This window comes from Pantoea agglomerans, assembly GCF_021397715.1.
In the GTDB taxonomy this organism is placed as follows: domain Bacteria; phylum Pseudomonadota; class Gammaproteobacteria; order Enterobacterales; family Enterobacteriaceae; genus Pantoea; species Pantoea astica.
On sequence record NZ_CP090207.1, the window covers coordinates 3,917,741 to 3,935,047 of the forward strand.

A 17,307-nucleotide genomic window follows, 5' to 3' on the forward strand; every position below is an offset into this window, starting at 1 on the left:
CTACGCTGACTATCCTTAATCGGTTCCTCTTTGGCACGCCCTGCGCGTCGCCCTGTTTTCGCCGCAGCCGTTCGCTGCCGCGCTTCAACGAAAAACACTCACGACACATCGAAACTGGAGACACCATGAATATTACGCATGCGTATGCTGCTCAGGATGCAAAATCCAAACTGGCACCGTTCGATTATCAGCCGCGTGAGCTTCGCGCTCATGACGTACAGCTTGAGGTCCTGTTCTGTGGCGTCTGCCACTCAGACCTGCATCAGGCACGTAATGAGTGGAAGAACACCATTTTCCCGGTGGTGCCTGGCCATGAAATCGTCGGCCGCGTCACTGCCGTGGGTCCGCAGACCCAGAAATACAAAGTCGGCGATCTGGTCGGCGTCGGCTGCATGGTCGACTCCTGCCGCAGCTGTCCGAGCTGTCAGGAAGGTTTAGAGCAGTATTGCGAAAACGGCTTTGTCGGCACCTATAACGGTGAAGATCGCGAAACCGGCGCGATTACCTACGGCGGCTACTCAACCGCGATGGTCGTCGATGAGAGCTTCGTGCTGCGCATTCCTGAAAATCTGGAGCTGGCTGGCGTTGCTCCGCTGCTGTGTGCCGGTATCACTACTTACTCTCCGCTGCGTCACTGGAATGTCGGGCCCGGCAAAAAAGTGGGTATCGTGGGGCTGGGCGGTCTCGGTCATATGGGCGTCAAAATTGCCCATGCGATGGGCGCGCATGTGGTGCTGTTCACCACTTCGCCGTCTAAAATTGAGGATGGTAAACGTCTGGGTGCCGATGAAGTGGTGATTTCGAAAGATCCGGAGCAGATGGCGCAGCACGCTAACAGCTTCGACTTCATTCTGAATACCGTGGCGGCACAGCACGATCTTAACCCGTTCATCACCCTGCTGAAGCGCGATGGCAACATGACGCTGGTTGGCGCACCGGAGCACGATCACCCGGCCCCGCAGGTATTTAACCTGATCTTTAAGCGTCGCAGCATCGCCGGTTCACTGATTGGCGGCATCGCGGAAACGCAGGAGATGCTCGATTTCTGTGGTCAGCACGGCATCACCTCTGACATTGAACTGATTGCCATGGATCAGATCAATGAAGCCTACGAGCGTATGCTGAAGAGTGATGTGAAATATCGCTTCGTTATCGATATTAATACCTTACGTAATCAGCCTGCCGCGTAAACGCGATACCCGATCGCCCTCTTCCTGACGGAAGAGGGCTTTTTATTGCCGCTTATTTGGCAGTCGCAACCTGATCAAAGGAGGCATCAACCAGATAATAGATCTGCGAATCTTTCAGCGAGCCATCCAGAAACAGGGTGCTCCAGTGTGATTTGTTGAGATGTTCGCTGGGAAAAATATCGTTATGCTCTTCGCGCAGCAGTTCCGCCAGCGCCGGCGTCGATTTCAGCGAGACTGCGGGCCGCCCTTTGACCTCATGCACCATCGCAAACAACACGCCGTTGCTTTTAATCTGAGTCGCTTTCCAGTCACTGTGGACGCTCTGTTCCGCGCCCGGCTTGCTCATGCAATAGGTCAGTAAATCTGAATTAGTCATTAGATTCCCCTTGTAAAGTGGCGACAATCCGCCGCGCACCGCCATCAATGCGGTGTTCGCCCAGCCAGATACCCTGCCAGGTGCCGAGCACCAGACGTCCGCGCTGAACCGGTAACAGTAATGATACCCCTAAGGTCGACGACTTAATGTGCGCGGGCATATCGTCACGTCCTTCGTAGTCGTGCTGATAAGGCGCATCTTCCGGCACGTGCCGCATGAAGTGCTGCTCCATATCGCTGCGCACCGTCGGGTCGCAATTCTCGTTTAAGGTTAACGACGCCGAGGTGTGCTGCAACAGCAGATGCAACAGGCCGGTGTTGATGTTACGCAGTGCGGAAAGCGCATCGACGATCTCATCGGTGACCAGATGAAATCCGCGTGGTTTCGCGCTAAGCGTCAGAATTTGTTGATGCCACATAATTTTTCCTGAAACGATGACCCCGTTTAAGTGTGCAGCATGTCGGCAAAAGGTAAACCCTGAGGACAAATAAAAAAACCGCCGGAAAGAGTGGTAGTGCTCGTCAGTTGAGCCACTGATGATAACGCAGTCTGGTGATGCAGTCTGGTGCCGCTCCGGGGCTGGCGGTCCTCGCGCCGCTGCGCGGTGCCTTCACGTCATTCCTCTGCCTGACGCACCGCCGGGGATGGCAGATCCTGTGCCGCCCCGCCTTTCGCCCGCGTCCTGCGGGCTCTCCTGGCTAATGTTCAGCGCTGCGGATTGCCTGCCCCTGATCGGCCCCAGCCTGCTCTGAAACTTCAGTGCGTGCCGTTAAAAAGGGCACGAGAGCAGAGGCGCTCAGGCCCGCACTGCGGCTCGCTCGCCCAAAAAAAAGCTGCCACGTTTGACCGTGACAGCCTATACAAATCTCACCTTCACTGACCAGCATTACGGACAGGGTCGGCGTTTTTTTGCAGAACGGATCGGTTGTTACATCACCGCGGCAAAGGCTTCCGCCACCTGATGCACATTTTTGCTGTTCAGGCCGGCAACACACATCCGGCCGCTGCCGACCAGATAGATGCCGAACTCATTGCGCAGGCGATCAACCTGCTGCGCGCTCAGGCCGGTATAGCTGAACATGCCGCGCTGCTTCAGCAGGTAGTCAAAGTTTTTACCCGGCAGCGCGGTGCTCAGCACCTCTACCAGCGACTGACGCATGGCCAGAATGCGCAGGCGCATCGCTTCCACTTCCGCCAGCCAGTTCGCTTTCAGGGCCTCATCGTTCAGCACCCGCGCCACCACCTGCGCACCGAAATTCGGTGGGCTGGAGTAGTTGCGGCGTACGGTGGCTTTCAGCTGGCCCAGCACCCGAGCCGACTCTTCGGCGCTGTCGCAGACGATCGACAGTCCGCCAACGCGTTCGCCGTAGAGAGAGAAGATTTTGGAGAAGGAGTTGCTGACCAGCGCAGGCAGTCCCGCTGCCGCTACGGCGCGCAGGGCATACGCATCCTGCTCCATACCCGCTCCGAAGCCCTGGTAGGCGATGTCGAGGAACGGAATCAGCTGCTGTGCCTTCAGCACCTCAACGGTCTGATCCCACTGCGCATCAGTCAGATCGGCACCGGTTGGGTTATGGCAGCACGGATGCAGCAAGACGATGCTCTGCGCGGGCAGTGCTTTCAGCGCGCTGATGAAAGCGTCAAACCGCACGCCGTGGGTCTCCGCGTCATACCACGGATAGGTATTGACCTCGAAACCGGCACCGTTAAAAATCGCGACGTGGTTTTCCCAGGTCGGATCGCTGACCCAGACCGCAGACTGCGGGAAATAGCGCTTCAGGAAATCCGCACCGACTTTCAGCGCGCCAGAACCGCCCAGCGTCTGAATCGAGGCGATGCGTCCCGCCTGCAGCATCGGATGGTCGGCACCAAACAGTAATGGCGCAATCGCGCTGCGATAGCTGTTCAGCCCTTCCATCGGCAGATAGAGCGACGCCTGCTGAGGCTCAGCGTGCATCTGCTGCTCAGCGGCAGCCACCGCTTTCAGCTGCGGGATGATGTTCTGCTCGTCATAATAAAGCCCGATACTGAGGTTCACTTTGTGTTCGCGTGGGTCTTGTTTAAAGGCTTCCATCAACGACAGAATCGGGTCGCCAGCATAGGCATCAACGTTTTGAAACACGGTGTAGGTCTCCATGAGTGGTCTTCGGGTAACAGAGTGTCATTAAACCAGGTAACGTCCTGGACGGTGGTTCATTGCGATAATCAGGTTCAGGATAACCGCGCCGCCAATTGAGGCGAGCAGAATCGGCACGCTCACCACAAACAGTGATGCCAGCACCACGCAGGTATCCACCGCCATTTGCAGCTTACCGGCACGAATGCCAAAGCGATCCTGTAGCCACAGCGCCAGAATGTTGATGCCGCCCAGGCTGGCTTTATGACGAAACAACACTATAAACCCGATTCCCATGATGACGTTACCGAACAATGTCGCATAGAACGGATCGAGGGCGGAAAAATGGACAAACAGCGGATGCAGGTGGGTAAACAGTGACACCAGCCCGACGGCACAAAAAGTTTTCAGGGTAAATTCCCAGCCCATGCGTTTTACCGCCAGCCAGTAGAACGGAATATTAATCAGAAAAAAGGCGCTGCCAAAAGATAGCGGCGACAAATAGCTGATCAGGAAGGCGATGCCTGCGGTACTGCCGGTCAGCGCGCCGGCCTGTTTCAGCATAATGACGCCAAACGAGACCATCAGCGTGCCAAGCACAATCGCCAGCGCATCTTCAATGCGTGAGTGGGGAATGCGGGAAGGTTCTGCAACGTTATCCATGGGGTTATCTCAATGCAAATGATGCGGGTCAGATGCAAAAAACGCACCATACCGGTGGCATGAAGCGGCCACCGGCAGGGTGCCAGCGATTATCCCATTGATATCTAAGGCGCTTTATTGCAGGGTTTGATGCAAAAATCTACGGTGAAACCGTCAACTCATGCACAAATATCTGTTCTGGTGCGCATTCTTTGCATTATTTGCCGCAAGTTTGCACCAAAACCGCACAACACGCACCTTTTTAGCGCGTCTTGTGCTCAGGCGTCATCATTAGCCCGTTCTCTTTCAGCCGTCCCAGCACCACCGAGGTTTTAACGTGGGAAACGCTTTGATGTCCCGCCACCAGCTGGCTGATTAATGCGCTGAGTGAGTTGAGATCGGCCACGGCCACTTTCAACAGATAATCGGCATCGCCGGTGGTTTTGTAGGCATCAACAATCGCCTCTTCCTGCTCCACCATCCGATGAAAACTGTCGACATATTCGGCAGTGTGATTAATCAGGCGCACCTCAATTAACCCGACCATTCCCAGTCCAATCGCATCTGGCGACAGCCGGGCATGATAGCCAAGAATCAGATTGGCCTGTTCGAGATTGATCCGGCGGCGTGAGCATTGTGACGCCGACAGGCCGACCAAATCGCTTAATTCCTGATTGGTCAGTCGGCCGTTAGATTGTAATAAAGTCAGGATCTTAAGATCGTAATCGTCTACGTGAGTCATTCCGTTTCCACAGCGTTATAGGCATCGCTTTGTTACAGATAACCCGATAATCGGCGGGGTTGTCCAACACTATTTTCTGATGATGGGGGCTGTCATGCACAGATCGTGCATGACAGCACAAAGATGGGATTATTCGTCGTCGTATTGCGGGCCAGCGTAGTTATCGAAACGCGACCACTGTCCGTTAAAGGTCAGACGCACCGTGCCGATGGGACCGTTACGCTGTTTACCGAGGATGATCTCGGCGATCCCTTTAAGATCGCTGTTTTCGTGGTAGACCTCATCGCGATAGATAAACATGATCAGATCCGCATCCTGCTCGATCGAGCCGGATTCACGCAGATCCGAGTTAACCGGCCGCTTATCGGCACGCTGCTCCAGTGAGCGGTTCAGCTGCGACAGCGCAACGACCGGCACGTTCAGCTCTTTGGCCAGCGCTTTCAGCGAGCGCGAAATCTCGGCGATCTCCAGCGTACGGTTGTCCGACAGGGAAGGCACGCGCATCAGCTGCAGGTAGTCGATCATGATCATGCTTAATCCCCCGTTTTCACGGTAGATGCGGCGGGCACGCGAGCGCACTTCGGTCGGCGTCAGGCCAGAAGAGTCATCAATGAACATGTTCTTCTTTTCCAGCAGGATGCCCATGGTGCCGGAGATTCGCGCCCAGTCCTCATCATCCAGCTGGCCGGTACGAATACGGGTCTGATCCACCCGCGACAATGAGGCCAGCATACGCATCATGATCTGTTCGCTGGGCATTTCGAGGCTGAATATCAGCACCGGTTTATCCTGCAGCATGGCGGCGTTTTCGCACAGGTTCATCGCGAAGGTGGTTTTACCCATTGAGGGACGCGCCGCGACGATAATCAGATCAGAGCGCTGCAGACCGGCGGTTTTCTTGTTCAGATCCTGATAACCGGTATCGACGCCGGTGACGCCATCGTGCGGCGTCTGATAAAGCGATTCGATTCGGGAAACGGTCGCCTCAAGGATCTGCTCGATGTTTTTCGGGCCGACATCCTTATTAGCGCGCGCTTCAGCAATTTTAAAGACGTTCGATTCGGCGAAGTCCAGCAGCTCTTCGCTGTTGCGGCCCTGCGGATCGTAGCCCGCATCAGCGATCTGGTTGGCAACCGAAATCATCTCACGGACGACAGCGCGTTCACGCACGATATCGGCATAAGCGCCGATGTTCGCTGCGCTGGGGGTGTTTTTCGCCAGTTCAGCAAGGTAGGCAAAGCCGCCAGCCATCTCCAGCTCGCCGCGCGTTTCCAGCGACTCAGAAAGCGTGATCAGGTCGATGGGCTTGCTGTTTTCCAGCAGCCGCTGCATCTCGGAAAAAATCAGCCGGTGCGAACGGTTGAAGAAATCACTGGCGACCACGCGCTCGGAGACGTTATCCCAGCGCTCATTATCCAGCATTAACCCACCGAGCACCGATTGCTCCGCTTCCAGCGAATGCGGGGGCATTTTCACGCCTTCCAGCTGGCGATCCTGCGTTTCGTTCGATTTGTTGGTGGGTTTATTTCCTGCCATAGTGAATGCATTACCGATCTTCTGTGGGGACGCGCAAGTATACCTCAGTTGGGGGGCGCGCCTCACCCTCATGATGAAACAATCACAGGAGTAAGCATGGCAAAGCGTATTCAGTTCAACGCGCACGGCGGCCCGGAAGTTCTGCAGTGGGCTGATTTTGAACTTGCCGACCCTGCCGGAAATGAAGTTCAGGTAGAAAATCGCGCCATCGGCATTAACTACATCGATACCTATCTGCGTAGCGGGCTCTATCCGGTCAGCGATTTCCCGTCCGGTCTTGGCACCGAAGCGGCTGGCGTGGTGACGCGAGTGGGCCGTGACGTCACCCTGTTTAAACCGGGCGATCGGGTCGTCTATTGCCAGGCCGCGCTTGGCGCCTACAGTGAAGTGCATAACGTGGCAGAAGATCGCCTGATGCATCTGCCGGACGCGATCGGTTTTGAGCAGGGCGCGGCCAGTTTCCTTAAAGGGCTGACGACTCAGTATCTGCTGCGCCAGACCTATAAAGTCAAAGCGGACGAAACCTTTCTGTTTCACGCTGCCGCAGGCGGTGTTGGCCTGATCGCCTGTCAGTGGGCCAAAGCGCTGGGTGCGCACCTGATTGGTACCGTCGGCTCGGCAGAAAAGGCGGCGCTGGCAAAAAACGCCGGCGCCTGGGCCACCATTAACTATCGCGAAGAGAACATTGCCCAGCGCGTCAACGAACTCACTCAGGGGAAAAAAGTCGGCGTCGTCTATGACTCGGTCGGGAAAGATACCTGGGAAGCGTCGCTGGATTCGCTACGCCGCCACGGTCTGATGGTCAGTTTTGGCAACGCTTCCGGCCCGGTGACCGGCGTCGATCTGGGCATTCTGAACAAGAAAGGCTCGCTGTTTGTTACCCGCCCTTCGCTGTTTGGCTACATCACGAATCGTCAGGAGCTGGAAACCGCCAGTGCCGAGCTCTTTTCACTGCTGGCCAGCGGCGCGATCAAGGTAGAGGTGCCGGAACAGCAGAAGTTTGCCCTGAAGGAGGCGGGTAAAGCGCATCAGATGCTGGAAAGCCGCGCCACCCAGGGGTCGAGCCTGTTGATCCCCTGATCGGCAGCAAAGCGTAATAAACAAAAAGGGCTTCCCGCAGGAAGCCCTTCTCTATTTTTTATTTTCGTTCGCGCTGGTGTAGGGACAGCGGCGATAAATACGTTTTGACTCAACGGCGACTATCCTGCCAGAAAACATAAGTAAAAAATATGTTTAATTGCAGATAACGTCTAAGCAAAGCCTCACTCTGTGATCATCTCCGCATTTATCGCCAGCCTTTTCTGTCTAAGCTGTTGATCTTACGTTTGAGTTTACGCCATTCGCGCGTATTGCGATCGCCGAAAAAAGCGCGATGCAGCCAGACAGCGGCCACCGCCAGCACCAGCCACGGCAACACTTTGATAACAAGTGCAAACAGTCCGCCGACGAACATTACCAGGGTAGCGACTACCAGCGCAGCCAGCACGCCGAGCAGTGACACACCGGTGACCAACAGCATCAGGAAAAACCCCAATACAAATAAAATTTCCACGTTAGCGCTCCTTATTGAGACTCGTTGTAACGATCATTACAAGAAACGTGCCAACCTGTAAGTGATTGTTTTATCGGACTACAGCCCAAACAACAGACCCATTATTCGTCAAAAAAACCAAATTTCGGCGTAAAAAAAACCAGCCCACCGGGCTGGTCTCTTTTCACGCAGATCGATCAGGCTTCCTGCGGGATTTTATCCGCGACCAGCGCCAGCGCAGCTTCCAGCACGCGCACATCCGCGCCCGGTTTGTGGGCATTTTCACTGAGATAGCGTCGCCACTGGCGAGCGCCAGGAATCCCCTGGAACAGACCGAGCATATGACGGGTCACATGGCCCAGGTAAGTGCCCTTCGCCAGTTCAGCTTCAATGTAAGGATACATGGCGCGAACCACCGCCACCGGATCGGCCGCCGGATGCTGGCGACCAAACAGTTGCTGATCTACCTGCGCCAGAATGCCGGGATTCTGATAGGCTTCGCGGCCCATCATTACGCCATCCAGATGCTGCAGGTGAGTCTGCGCTTCTTCCAGCGTTTTCACGCCGCCGTTAATTGCCAGCGTCAGGTGCGGGAAATCCCGTTTCAGCTGATAGACGCGTGGATAATCCAGCGGCGGAATTTCGCGGTTCTCTTTCGGGCTCAGGCCCGACAGCCAGGCTTTACGCGCATGGATGATAAACGTTTCGCATCCGCCGCGTTCGGCTACCGTGCCGACAAAATCGGTCAGGAACGCATAGCTATCCTGCTCATCAATCCCGATACGCGTTTTCACCGTCACCGGAATCGATACCACATCGCGCATCGCCTTGATGGCGTCAGCCACCAGATCGGCTTCCGCCATCAGGCAGGCGCCGAAGCGGCCATTCTGTACCCGGTCAGAGGGACAGCCGACGTTGAGATTTACTTCATCATAGCCGCGCTGTTCAGCCAGCTTCGCGCAGTGCGCCAGCGCGGCGGGATCGCTGCCACCGAGCTGCAAAGCAACCGGATGTTCATCCTCGCTGTAGGCCAGGTAATCGCCTTTACCATGAATGATCGCGCCGGTGGTGACCATTTCGGTATAGAGCAGCGTATCGCCGGTAAGCTGGCGATGAAAATAGCGGCAGTGGCGATCGGTCCAGTCGAGCATCGGGGCAATCGAGAAACGTTGCGAAGAAAATGTATCCATGAAGCGCAGGCAATCCGGTATCTAAGAGTGATTGAATTCTGTGCAAGGATAACACAAGGGCGGGCGATAGTGCATCGCCCGCCCCGGAACCGCAGCTAAAAGAGGATCAGAAATTGAAGCCGAGCTGCATCATCGCGCCCCAGGTATTGTTAGCGCCCACCGAGCCAGCCAGGTCCAGATGGACCGCCTTGTTAAACGGTGACAGGCCAAAACCAGCGGTCGCGACGTTCTCATCATTTGAACGCATATCGGCGCGATAACCGGCCCGTAACTGTAACCAGTCGAGCACCCGATATTCCGCACCGACCGCGGCATACTGGCTGTTATCCTGAGTTTTAAAACGTTTGGTTTCGGTCAGGTCAACATCACCGGTGACGGTAAACGGCCCTTTATCCCAGGCCAGACCGGTAGTGACCAGCGGACGGATCTGGTAAGTATCGCGGAAGCCGTTAACCTCTTTGGTCTGCAGATCGCGGGAAACCAGGTTTTGTCCGGTGATACCCAGCGTCCAGTTTTCAGCAAAGGTGGTTGCCAGGCCGGCATCGACGTTAAAGCCGGTGTCCGAGCTGCGATACTGGCTATTGTTGATGTCACTTTTGTCGTAGTTGTAGATGCTGGCGGTGTAGTTATAGAGCCAGGTTTTCTGCAACTTCGGCGTGACGCCCACCGACACCGGCTGACCGGCAATGGTAAATTCATGCGCCACCGCAACACCGTAATCGGTGACCAGCGCCGCTAAACCGTTGGCGCTGGAACGCAGGTTGTTCTGGTCGCCCGGACGTGGGAGCACCGTGCCGTTAGCCACGCCGCGCAGATAATCGATATCGCTCTGGACGACGTTGGCACGCACGTGTGCCGAGCCATAGGCTTTGGTAATAAAGGCAAAAGGCAGCGTCTCATTGGGAACAGTGACCGCCAGCGCCACCCCGGCACTGCCGTCTGCTTTGTTGCCGCGCAGATCGTTTAACTTGTTGGCGACGTCGCCTGAGGCGGCGCGCACTTCAGGATAGCCACGCAGATAATCGGCAAAGGTCAGGTTGCCGATCACATCGCGGTAACGATCAACGGTATCGGTGATGTCATCCACTTTGTCGATCAGGTGATCTTTGTCGGTAACCTGAATACCGGCTGAAGGGAAAATAATACTGACGCTATCATCGGGTTTGGCTCGCGTCATTAAAGCCGGGTTGGCCAGTACCGCGGAGCCATAAAGAGAAGATGCGACGCCGGTACCGCCCATGGCGTCATTACGTGCATCATACCAGGTTCCCGCCGCCATGGCGGAAGAAGAAAGGAAAAGCGCATTCAATACAGCGGTGTACACCAGCGCTGAGCGTTGAGCGGATTTTTTCACCATTTGCCTGCTATCACCTGAGAAATTGCCGTTGAAACATTCAACGACTGAATAGTTTGTTAACCCTATTGTGAACGTTGGCTAACGCGTTATTGCTGTGAATTCAAAGGAAACAGTGCCTTAATTCGAAGGATTGGAGGTTTTCCAATCAGAAAGTCATAATTTTTATTCAAAATACAGGGTAAAAATTAAAATAATACCAGACATTTCTTAAGTCTTTCTGAACATTACTTCTTAACTCCGTGAGATGCAAAGCAAAAGCGCTAAACGGCGCGTTGCGGGCCGTCATCATGTGGATCTGATTTATCCCCGATAACGCGCCATCGCGATACCCTACTCCTCTTTGCTGCTGTTTTTACGCGCAAAAAGGCGTGCTGATCCGCCCGGCAACCAACCTCTGCGCGGCTAAATTTTGTGTGATAAAATAACATCACTTATCCAGCGGAGAACTTTCATGTCAAACATGACGTCACAGCAAATAATGACCCAGGCGGAAAAACTGTGCCTGCAGCGCGGTGTGCGTCTGACGTCGCAACGGGCGGAAGTGTTGCGATTAATGGCTGAGCAGCCAGGTTCAATCAGCGCCTATGACCTGCTGGATCAACTCCGGGTCAGCGAACCGCAGGCCAAGCCGCCCACCGTTTATCGGGCGCTCGATTTTCTGCTGGAACAGGGCTTTATCCACCGGGTAGAGTCCAATAATAGCTATGTTATGTGTCACCATTTCGAGGCACCGGCCCACACGTCGGTGATGCTGGTATGTGACCGCTGTGCCGCTGTAACTGAGAAACAGGCACAGGGCGTCGAAAAGATCATCGCGACACTGGCTGGCGAGGCACAATTTGCCCTGCGTCACAGCGTGATTGAAGCACATGGATTATGTGAGAGTTGTGTTGCAGTGGAAGCCTGCACGCACCATGAAAGTTGCGAGCACGATCATCAGAGCGAGGGTAAAAAGCGGGGAAAACGCGGGTAATGTGCACATCCTTGTGCGGTTGCCGGTATGAGCCGTACCGGCGGGTAGGAGCTTTATCCGTAAATCTGCGTGATTACCAACGGTAATCTTTGTTCTGACCTTCCCAGTCCGTTACTTCGCGCTCTGCATCTTCTTTTGCATAGCCATAACGTTCCTGAATTTTTCCGACCAGCTGATCGCGCTTGCCTTCAATAACCTGCATGTCATCGTCGGTCAGCTTGCCCCATTTCTCTTTCACGTTGCCTTTAAACTGCTTCCAGTTGCCGCTCGCTTGATCTTTATTCATGGCAGACCTCTATGTCATCCTTTGGTTGCATCATTTATCTTGAAAGAAAACAAAATGACGATATAAAGCGCTGGTTTACTGCGCTGCTTACGGTTAATTGTAGTAGAAGATTTTAGGGTTGCTGGAATAATACAGAATAATCTGTAGCGAACCGGCTAAAGCCGCCCGCTATCAGGCGTCGAACCAGCTGTTCTGCTGCCAGTGTTTACGCCAGATTAGCCACAGCGACACGCCGCGCAGCGCCAGGAAAACCGTTACCGCCAGCCACAATCCGTGGTTGCCCAGTATCGGGACGCTGAGAAGCGTCAGGAAGTAGCCGAGTGCCGCCACCATCATGCTGTTACGCATCTCCCGGCCACGGGTCGCGCCAATAAACATGCCATCCAGCAGATAACACCAGACGCCAATCAGCGGCAGAATAACCTGCCATACCAGATAGCGATCGGCGGCCTGTTGCAGCGGTTCAAGGGAGGTCAGCAGCGCCACGATGTGCGGGCCGCAGAGTGCATAGAGCAGCGAAAAACCGATTGCCACTACCACCGCCTGGCGGCAGGCGGCATGCCAGACGCGCAGCAATTTGCTGCCATCTTTTGCGCCGTGTGCTTCGCCGGCAAAGGCTTCCACCGCATAGGCGAAACCGTCAAGCGCGTAGGCGGTAAAGGTGATAAACATCAACAGCACCGCATTGACTGCCACCACCTGCGGACCGATGCGCGCGCCCAGTACGGTCAGTGAGGCAAAACAGAGCTGCAGCAGTAACGAACGCAGCATGATGTCGCGATTAAGCCGCAGCAGGCGCTGAATATCACCGCGCCAGCTCTGCTTCAGTATTGCCGTAGTGATGCCGCGCAGTTTCAACACCCGCCAGACCATTACCGCACCGACGGCCAGCGTGATGTACTCTGCCAGTGCGGTCGCGGTTGCCGCTCCCGCCACGCCCCAGTGCAGCCCCATCACCAGCCACAGATCGAGCACAATATTGACCAGATTACCGACCACCAGCAGGATGACCGGTGCCCGCGCATACTGCACACCGAGCAGCCAGCCAAGGATCACCAGGTTTGCCAGCGTGGCAGGCGCACTCAGCCAGCGGATCTGAATAAACAGCGTCGCCTGTTGCAGAACCTTGGGATCGCCGCCAATCAGAGAGGTCGCCATGCTGGTGATGGGGGTACGCAGACAGATGAACAGCACGCCAGCCAGCAGCGCAATGATTAAAGGCTGGGTCAGCGCGCGTGCCAGTGCCCTTTTATCGCCCGCGCCGAATGCCTGCGCCGTCAGGCCAGTGGTACTCATTCGCAGGAACAGCAACAGCATGAAGAGGAAACTGGTGACTGTCGTCCCGACCGCAACCCCGCCAAGATAGACCGGGCTGTCGAGATGACCAATGACAGCGGTATCGACCACACCCAGTAAGGGTACGGTGATGTTAGAAAGGATCATCGGCAGCGCGAGCCGCCAGAGTTTTTTGTCGGTAGCCGTTAAAAAACGCATTCGCAGTTCCGTGCTCAGCGCTGCAGAGAGGGGAGCTGCAGCGACAAAATTAGGGCCGACAGAATAGCATCAGACGCTACGAATGCGCGGTTATATCAGGCTCAGAGCCACTCGCCGTTGCGAACCACACCCACCGCCAGACCTTCAACGGTCAGTGACTGCGCGCGCGTATCGACGACGATCGGATCAAAGTCGCTGTTTTCCGGCAGGAGATGCACGATAGCGCCCTGCTTTTTCCAGCGTTTCACCGTCACTTCATCATCAATGCGGGCCACGACAACCTGGCCGTTACGGACATCCTGGGTTTTATGCACCGCGAGCAGGTCGCCATCCATAATCCCGATATCTTTCATCGACATTCCGCTGACGCGCAGCAGGAAGTCGGCAGAGGGTTTGAACAGGCCCGGATCGACTTTGTAATGAGTTTCGATATGTTCCTGCGCCATGATCGGCTCACCGGCAGCGACCCGGCCAATTAACGGCAGACCTTCAGAGGCCTCTTCTTCCATTAACAGACGGATACCGCGCGAGGCACCAGAGACAATCTCAATCACCCCTTTACGTGCCAGCGCTTTAAGATGCTCTTCTGCCGCATTCGGCGAGCGGAAACCCAGCTGCGCGGCAATTTCTGCACGCGTAGGCGGCATGCCCGTTTGAGTAATATGGTCGCGAATCAGGTCATAGACCTGCTGCTGCCTGCTGGTTAATGCTTTCATCCCGCCCCCTGGTTGTTTATACAGTCGCTGTGAGTATATACAGGTATTGGCGAAATGGAAACCGATTCTCAGGCAAAAACGCGCCAGATGGCGCGTTGTGGAAAGGTTATCGCAAATGTGTCCAGAGCAGCGCGATCCAGACAAACAGTGCCAGTAAGATACTGATCAGCACCGCTGCCGAGCCCATATCTTTTGCCCGACCGGCTAACGGATGGCGCTCCTGACCGATACGATCCACAACCGCCTCGATGGCGCTATTGAGGATTTCAACGATGACTACCAGCACCACAGCGCCAATCATCAGGATGCGCGAGACGATATCGACATCCAGCCAGCAGGCCACAATAATGGCGACCAGCGCGGCCAGCGCTTCCTGCCGAAAAGCCGCTTCATGCTGCCAGGCGGCACGCAGGCCCTGCCATGAGTAACCTGCGGCTTTCACAATTCTTACAAGACCGGTGGCATTATTTGCCATATTGGTGGAACCCTTTCATCGGATTGACGTCAATGTCTGGGCTGCGTGCAATTGGCACCACCACAGATCTTCGCTGCGCTTTCTGGTATGCTTGCGGCGCTTTGCTAACAAGAGGCTTCATGTTGTCTATGTCAGGTTGGCGTAAACTTTATTACAAATTACTGAATTTACCACTGTCGTTTTTGGTAAAGAGTAAGGCCATTCCGGCCGATCCCGTTTCTGAACACGGTCTGGACCCGACCCGGCCCATTATGTACGTTCTGCCTTACGATTCGAAGGCCGACTTACTGACTTTACGCGCGCAGTGCCTGCGGCATCATCTGCCCGACCCGCTCTCTCCGCTGGAGATTGATGGTTCACTGCTGCCGCGCCACGTTTTTATCCACGATGGCCCGCGCGTCTTCCCCTATTTTGTGCCCAGCGTCGAATCGGTGAAGATTTTTCACGATTATCTCGACCTGCATCGCAATAACCCCAAACTGGATATTCAGATGCTGCCGGTGACGGTGATGTTTGGTCGTGCGCCAGGCCGTGAGGTTCAGGGCGAAGATGCACCGCACCTGCGGGTACTGAACGGCGTGCAAAAGTTCTTTGCGGTGATCTGGCACGGACGCGACAGTTTTGTCCGTTTCTCGCCGACCGTTTCGCTGCGCCGCATGGCGACCGAGCACGGCACCGACAAATCGATCGCCCAGAAACTGGCCCGGGTGGCGCGCATTCACTTTGCCCGTCAGCGTCTGGCGGCGGTTGGCCCGCGTTTACCGGCACGTCAGGATCTGTTTAATCGCCTGTTGCAGTCTAAAGCGATTGAAAAAGCCGTCGAAGATGAAGCCCGCAGCAAAAAAATCTCCCATGAAAAAGCGCAGCAGAATGCGGTTGAGATGATGGAAGAGATTGCGGCGAACTTCTCTTATGAAGCGATCCGCGTGACGGATCGCGTGATGGGCTGGCTCTGGAGCCGTCTCTATCAGGGCATCAACGTTAACGGCGGCGAAAAAGTGCGTCAGCTGGCGCAGGATGGACATGAAATCGTCTACGTGCCGTGCCATCGCAGCCACATGGATTACCTGCTGCTCTCTTACGTGCTCTATCATCAGGGACTGGTGCCGCCGCACATTGCCGCCGGTATCAACCTCAACTTCTGGCCAGCCGGACCGATCTTCCGTCGTCTGGGCGCGTTCTTTATTCGTCGTACCTTTAAAGGCAACAAGCTGTATGCCACGGTGTTCCGTGAGTATCTCGGCGAGTTGTTCACCCGCGGCTATTCGGTGGAATACTTTGTTGAAGGCGGTCGTTCCCGCACTGGTCGTCTGCTCGATCCGAAAACCGGGACCTTAGCGATGACCCTGCAGGCGATGCTGCGCGGCGGTAATCGCCCGATTACCCTGGTGCCGATTTACATCGGTTATGAGCACGTGATGGAAGTCGGGACTTACGCCAAAGAGCTACGCGGCGCGGCGAAAGAGAAAGAAGGCTTCATGCAGATGGTGCACGGCTTGCGTAAGCTGCGTAACCTCGGCCAGGGCTACGTTAACTTTGGCGAACCGCTGCCGCTGGTTAACTACCTTAACAAGCGGGTGCCGGAGTGGCGTGACGCCATCGATCCGATTGAGCCGCAGCGTCCCAGCTGGTTAACCCCAACCGTCAATGACATCGCAGCGAGCCTGATGGTGCGCATCAATGAAGCGGGCGCGGCCAACGCCATGAACCTGTGCGTGACCGCGCTGCTCGCCTCACGTCAGCGCTCACTTACCCGCGAACAGCTGATTGAGCAGCTTGAGTGTTATACCCAGCTACTGCGTAATGTGCCTTACTCTGCCAATGCCACCGTCCCTGACCTCTCCGCTGAGGCGCTGCTGGATCACGCGATGGGCATGAATAAGTTTGAAAGCGAGAAAGACAGCATTGGCGACATCATCATTCTGCCGCGTGAGCAGGCCGTGCTGATGACCTACTATCGCAACAACATTCACCACATGCTGGTGATGCCGTCGCTGATCGCCGCCATTGTGCAACAGCACCAGACACTGAGCGAAGCTGAGTTGCTGCGCCAGGTGAGCCTGATCTACCCGATGCTGAAGAGCGAACTGTTCCTGCGCTGGCAGACCGATGAGCTGCCGCAACTGCTGACGGAACTCAGTCAGGAACTGGCGCGTCAGGGCCTGATTACGCTGGATGATGGCCAGCTGCGCTTTACGGCGGCCCGTTACCGTACGCTGCAACTGCTGGCTGCCGGGGTGCGTGAAACGCTCCAGCGTTATGCCATCACCTTCTCGATTCTCAGTGCGAAGCCGGCGATTAACCGCGGGACGCTGGAAAAAGAGAGCCGCACACTGGCACAACGTCTGTCGGTGCTGCACGGTATCAACGCGCCGGAGTTCTTCGACAAAGCGGTCTTTACCTCGCTGGTGCTGACGCTGCGTGATGAAGGGTATATCAGCGACAGCGGCGATGCCGATGTGGTGCAGACGCTGGCGACCTGGCATATTCTGGCGGACCTGGTCACCAGCGATGTGCGCATGACCATTGAAAGCGCCGTGGCACACGACTGACACAACAAGCGTACAGTAAAAAGGCGACCTCATGAGGTCGCCTTTTTTATAGGTCAGGTCTGGTCAGATTCGCCGTGAGACGGTGCCTGCTCAGGGAACACGGTCAGATCGGAAAGACGCAAAAGCGTCAT

General features: G+C 55.6%; 17 protein-coding genes. 4 read left to right on the plus strand and 13 right to left on the minus strand.

The window, feature by feature from the left end:
* Positions 1–125: 125 nt before the first annotated feature.
* Positions 126–1,190 carry an NAD(P)-dependent alcohol dehydrogenase gene (locus LZU96_RS18635; RefSeq protein ID WP_233985568.1) on the plus strand — a complete coding sequence of 355 codons (1,065 nt, stop codon included), beginning with the start codon at positions 126–128 and terminating at the stop codon, positions 1,188–1,190.
* 52 nt (positions 1,191–1,242) lie between these two features.
* Here the strand turns inward: LZU96_RS18635 and LZU96_RS18640 are convergent, their stop codons facing one another.
* From LZU96_RS18640 to dnaB, 6 genes are all read right to left on the minus strand, one after another.
* Positions 1,243–1,566 (minus strand): MmcQ/YjbR family DNA-binding protein, encoded by a 324-nt coding sequence (locus tag LZU96_RS18640; protein ID WP_094122151.1) that lies wholly within the window; start codon positions 1,564–1,566, stop codon positions 1,243–1,245.
* Positions 1,559–1,984, minus strand: a complete 426-nt coding sequence (locus LZU96_RS18645; protein WP_094122150.1) for a secondary thiamine-phosphate synthase enzyme YjbQ — start codon at positions 1,982–1,984, stop codon at positions 1,559–1,561. Before LZU96_RS18645 ends, LZU96_RS18640 begins: the two co-directional genes overlap by 8 nt.
* A 510-nt stretch (positions 1,985–2,494) precedes the next feature.
* A complete protein-coding gene (locus tag LZU96_RS18650) occupies positions 2,495–3,688 on the minus strand; it encodes an aromatic amino acid transaminase (protein WP_233988233.1) in 1,194 nt (397 codons plus the stop codon).
* Positions 3,689–3,730: 42 nt separating this feature from the next.
* Positions 3,731–4,345, minus strand: coding sequence for a YitT family protein (locus LZU96_RS18655; RefSeq protein ID WP_159861699.1), 615 nt, complete (start codon positions 4,343–4,345; stop codon positions 3,731–3,733).
* 241 nt (positions 4,346–4,586) lie between these two features.
* A complete protein-coding gene (locus tag LZU96_RS18660; protein ID WP_233985569.1) occupies positions 4,587–5,066 on the minus strand; it encodes an Lrp/AsnC family transcriptional regulator in 480 nt (159 codons plus the stop codon).
* A 129-nt stretch (positions 5,067–5,195) separates the two neighbouring features.
* Complete coding sequence (gene dnaB / locus LZU96_RS18665; protein ID WP_233985570.1) at positions 5,196–6,602, minus strand: replicative DNA helicase; 1,407 nt, start codon at positions 6,600–6,602, stop codon at positions 5,196–5,198.
* Between the two features lie 96 nt (positions 6,603–6,698).
* Here dnaB and LZU96_RS18670 point away from each other — a divergent pair, with 96 nt between their 5' ends.
* Complete coding sequence (locus LZU96_RS18670) at positions 6,699–7,682, plus strand: quinone oxidoreductase (protein WP_233985571.1); 984 nt, start codon at positions 6,699–6,701, stop codon at positions 7,680–7,682.
* Positions 7,683–7,887: 205 nt separating this feature from the next.
* Here the strand turns inward: LZU96_RS18670 and pspG are convergent, their stop codons facing one another.
* From pspG to LZU96_RS18685, 3 genes are all read right to left on the minus strand, one after another.
* Positions 7,888–8,154: an envelope stress response protein PspG gene (gene pspG / locus LZU96_RS18675; protein ID WP_233985572.1), complete on the minus strand. Its 267-nt coding sequence runs from the start codon at positions 8,152–8,154 to the stop codon at positions 7,888–7,890.
* 176 nt (positions 8,155–8,330) lie between these two features.
* Entirely contained in the window at positions 8,331–9,323 is a 993-nt protein-coding gene (dusA, locus tag LZU96_RS18680) for a tRNA dihydrouridine(20/20a) synthase DusA (protein ID WP_233985573.1), read from the minus strand.
* 106 nt (positions 9,324–9,429) lie between these two features.
* A complete protein-coding gene (locus tag LZU96_RS18685; RefSeq protein WP_233985574.1) occupies positions 9,430–10,680 on the minus strand; it encodes a conjugal transfer protein TraF in 1,251 nt (416 codons plus the stop codon).
* 451 nt (positions 10,681–11,131) lie between these two features.
* Between LZU96_RS18685 and zur the strand changes: the two genes are divergently transcribed.
* The gene (gene zur / locus LZU96_RS18690) at positions 11,132–11,653 is read left to right on the plus strand and encodes a zinc uptake transcriptional repressor Zur (protein ID WP_094122141.1); all 522 of its coding nucleotides are present in this window, start codon (positions 11,132–11,134) and stop codon (positions 11,651–11,653) included.
* Between the two features lie 73 nt (positions 11,654–11,726).
* On the opposite strand, the gene LZU96_RS18695 is transcribed toward zur, so the two are convergent.
* From LZU96_RS18695 to LZU96_RS18710, 4 genes are all read right to left on the minus strand, one after another.
* Positions 11,727–11,939 carry a CsbD family protein gene (locus LZU96_RS18695; protein WP_094122140.1) on the minus strand — a complete coding sequence of 71 codons (213 nt, stop codon included), beginning with the start codon at positions 11,937–11,939 and terminating at the stop codon, positions 11,727–11,729.
* 171 nt (positions 11,940–12,110) lie between these two features.
* Positions 12,111–13,433 (minus strand): MATE family efflux transporter DinF, encoded by a 1,323-nt coding sequence (gene dinF, locus LZU96_RS18700; protein WP_233985575.1) that lies wholly within the window; start codon positions 13,431–13,433, stop codon positions 12,111–12,113.
* A gap of 101 nt (positions 13,434–13,534) precedes the next feature.
* A complete protein-coding gene (lexA, locus tag LZU96_RS18705) occupies positions 13,535–14,149 on the minus strand; it encodes a transcriptional repressor LexA (protein ID WP_094122139.1) in 615 nt (204 codons plus the stop codon).
* Positions 14,150–14,255: 106 nt separating this feature from the next.
* Entirely contained in the window at positions 14,256–14,624 is a 369-nt protein-coding gene (locus LZU96_RS18710) for a diacylglycerol kinase (RefSeq protein WP_233985576.1), read from the minus strand.
* A 128-nt stretch (positions 14,625–14,752) separates the two neighbouring features.
* Here LZU96_RS18710 and plsB point away from each other — a divergent pair, with 128 nt between their 5' ends.
* Entirely contained in the window at positions 14,753–17,176 is a 2,424-nt protein-coding gene (plsB, locus tag LZU96_RS18715) for a glycerol-3-phosphate 1-O-acyltransferase PlsB (protein WP_233988234.1), read from the plus strand.
* Positions 17,177–17,307: the final 131 nt, after the last annotated feature.

What these genes read in the sequence shown, in the direction of transcription:
- plsB (WP_233988234.1), top strand. Translation starts at nt 14,753, where the DNA reads ATGTCAGGTTGGCGTAAACTTTATTACAAATTACTGAATTTACCACTG.
- dnaB (WP_233985570.1), bottom strand. Translation starts at nt 6,602, where the DNA reads ATGGCAGGAAATAAACCCACCAACAAATCGAACGAAACGCAGGATCGC.
- LZU96_RS18695 (WP_094122140.1), bottom strand. Translation starts at nt 11,939, where the DNA reads ATGAATAAAGATCAAGCGAGCGGCAACTGGAAGCAGTTTAAAGGCAAC.
- dusA (WP_233985573.1), bottom strand. Translation starts at nt 9,323, where the DNA reads ATGGATACATTTTCTTCGCAACGTTTCTCGATTGCCCCGATGCTCGAC.
- LZU96_RS18670 (WP_233985571.1), top strand. Translation starts at nt 6,699, where the DNA reads ATGGCAAAGCGTATTCAGTTCAACGCGCACGGCGGCCCGGAAGTTCTG.
- LZU96_RS18685 (WP_233985574.1), bottom strand. Translation starts at nt 10,680, where the DNA reads ATGGTGAAAAAATCCGCTCAACGCTCAGCGCTGGTGTACACCGCTGTA.
- LZU96_RS18710 (WP_233985576.1), bottom strand. Translation starts at nt 14,624, where the DNA reads ATGGCAAATAATGCCACCGGTCTTGTAAGAATTGTGAAAGCCGCAGGT.
- LZU96_RS18635 (WP_233985568.1), top strand. Translation starts at nt 126, where the DNA reads ATGAATATTACGCATGCGTATGCTGCTCAGGATGCAAAATCCAAACTG.
- LZU96_RS18660 (WP_233985569.1), bottom strand. Translation starts at nt 5,066, where the DNA reads ATGACTCACGTAGACGATTACGATCTTAAGATCCTGACTTTATTACAA.
- LZU96_RS18655 (WP_159861699.1), bottom strand. Translation starts at nt 4,345, where the DNA reads ATGGATAACGTTGCAGAACCTTCCCGCATTCCCCACTCACGCATTGAA.
- dinF (WP_233985575.1), bottom strand. Translation starts at nt 13,433, where the DNA reads ATGCGTTTTTTAACGGCTACCGACAAAAAACTCTGGCGGCTCGCGCTG.
- LZU96_RS18640 (WP_094122151.1), bottom strand. Translation starts at nt 1,566, where the DNA reads ATGACTAATTCAGATTTACTGACCTATTGCATGAGCAAGCCGGGCGCG.
- lexA (WP_094122139.1), bottom strand. Translation starts at nt 14,149, where the DNA reads ATGAAAGCATTAACCAGCAGGCAGCAGCAGGTCTATGACCTGATTCGC.
- zur (WP_094122141.1), top strand. Translation starts at nt 11,132, where the DNA reads ATGTCAAACATGACGTCACAGCAAATAATGACCCAGGCGGAAAAACTG.
- LZU96_RS18645 (WP_094122150.1), bottom strand. Translation starts at nt 1,984, where the DNA reads ATGTGGCATCAACAAATTCTGACGCTTAGCGCGAAACCACGCGGATTT.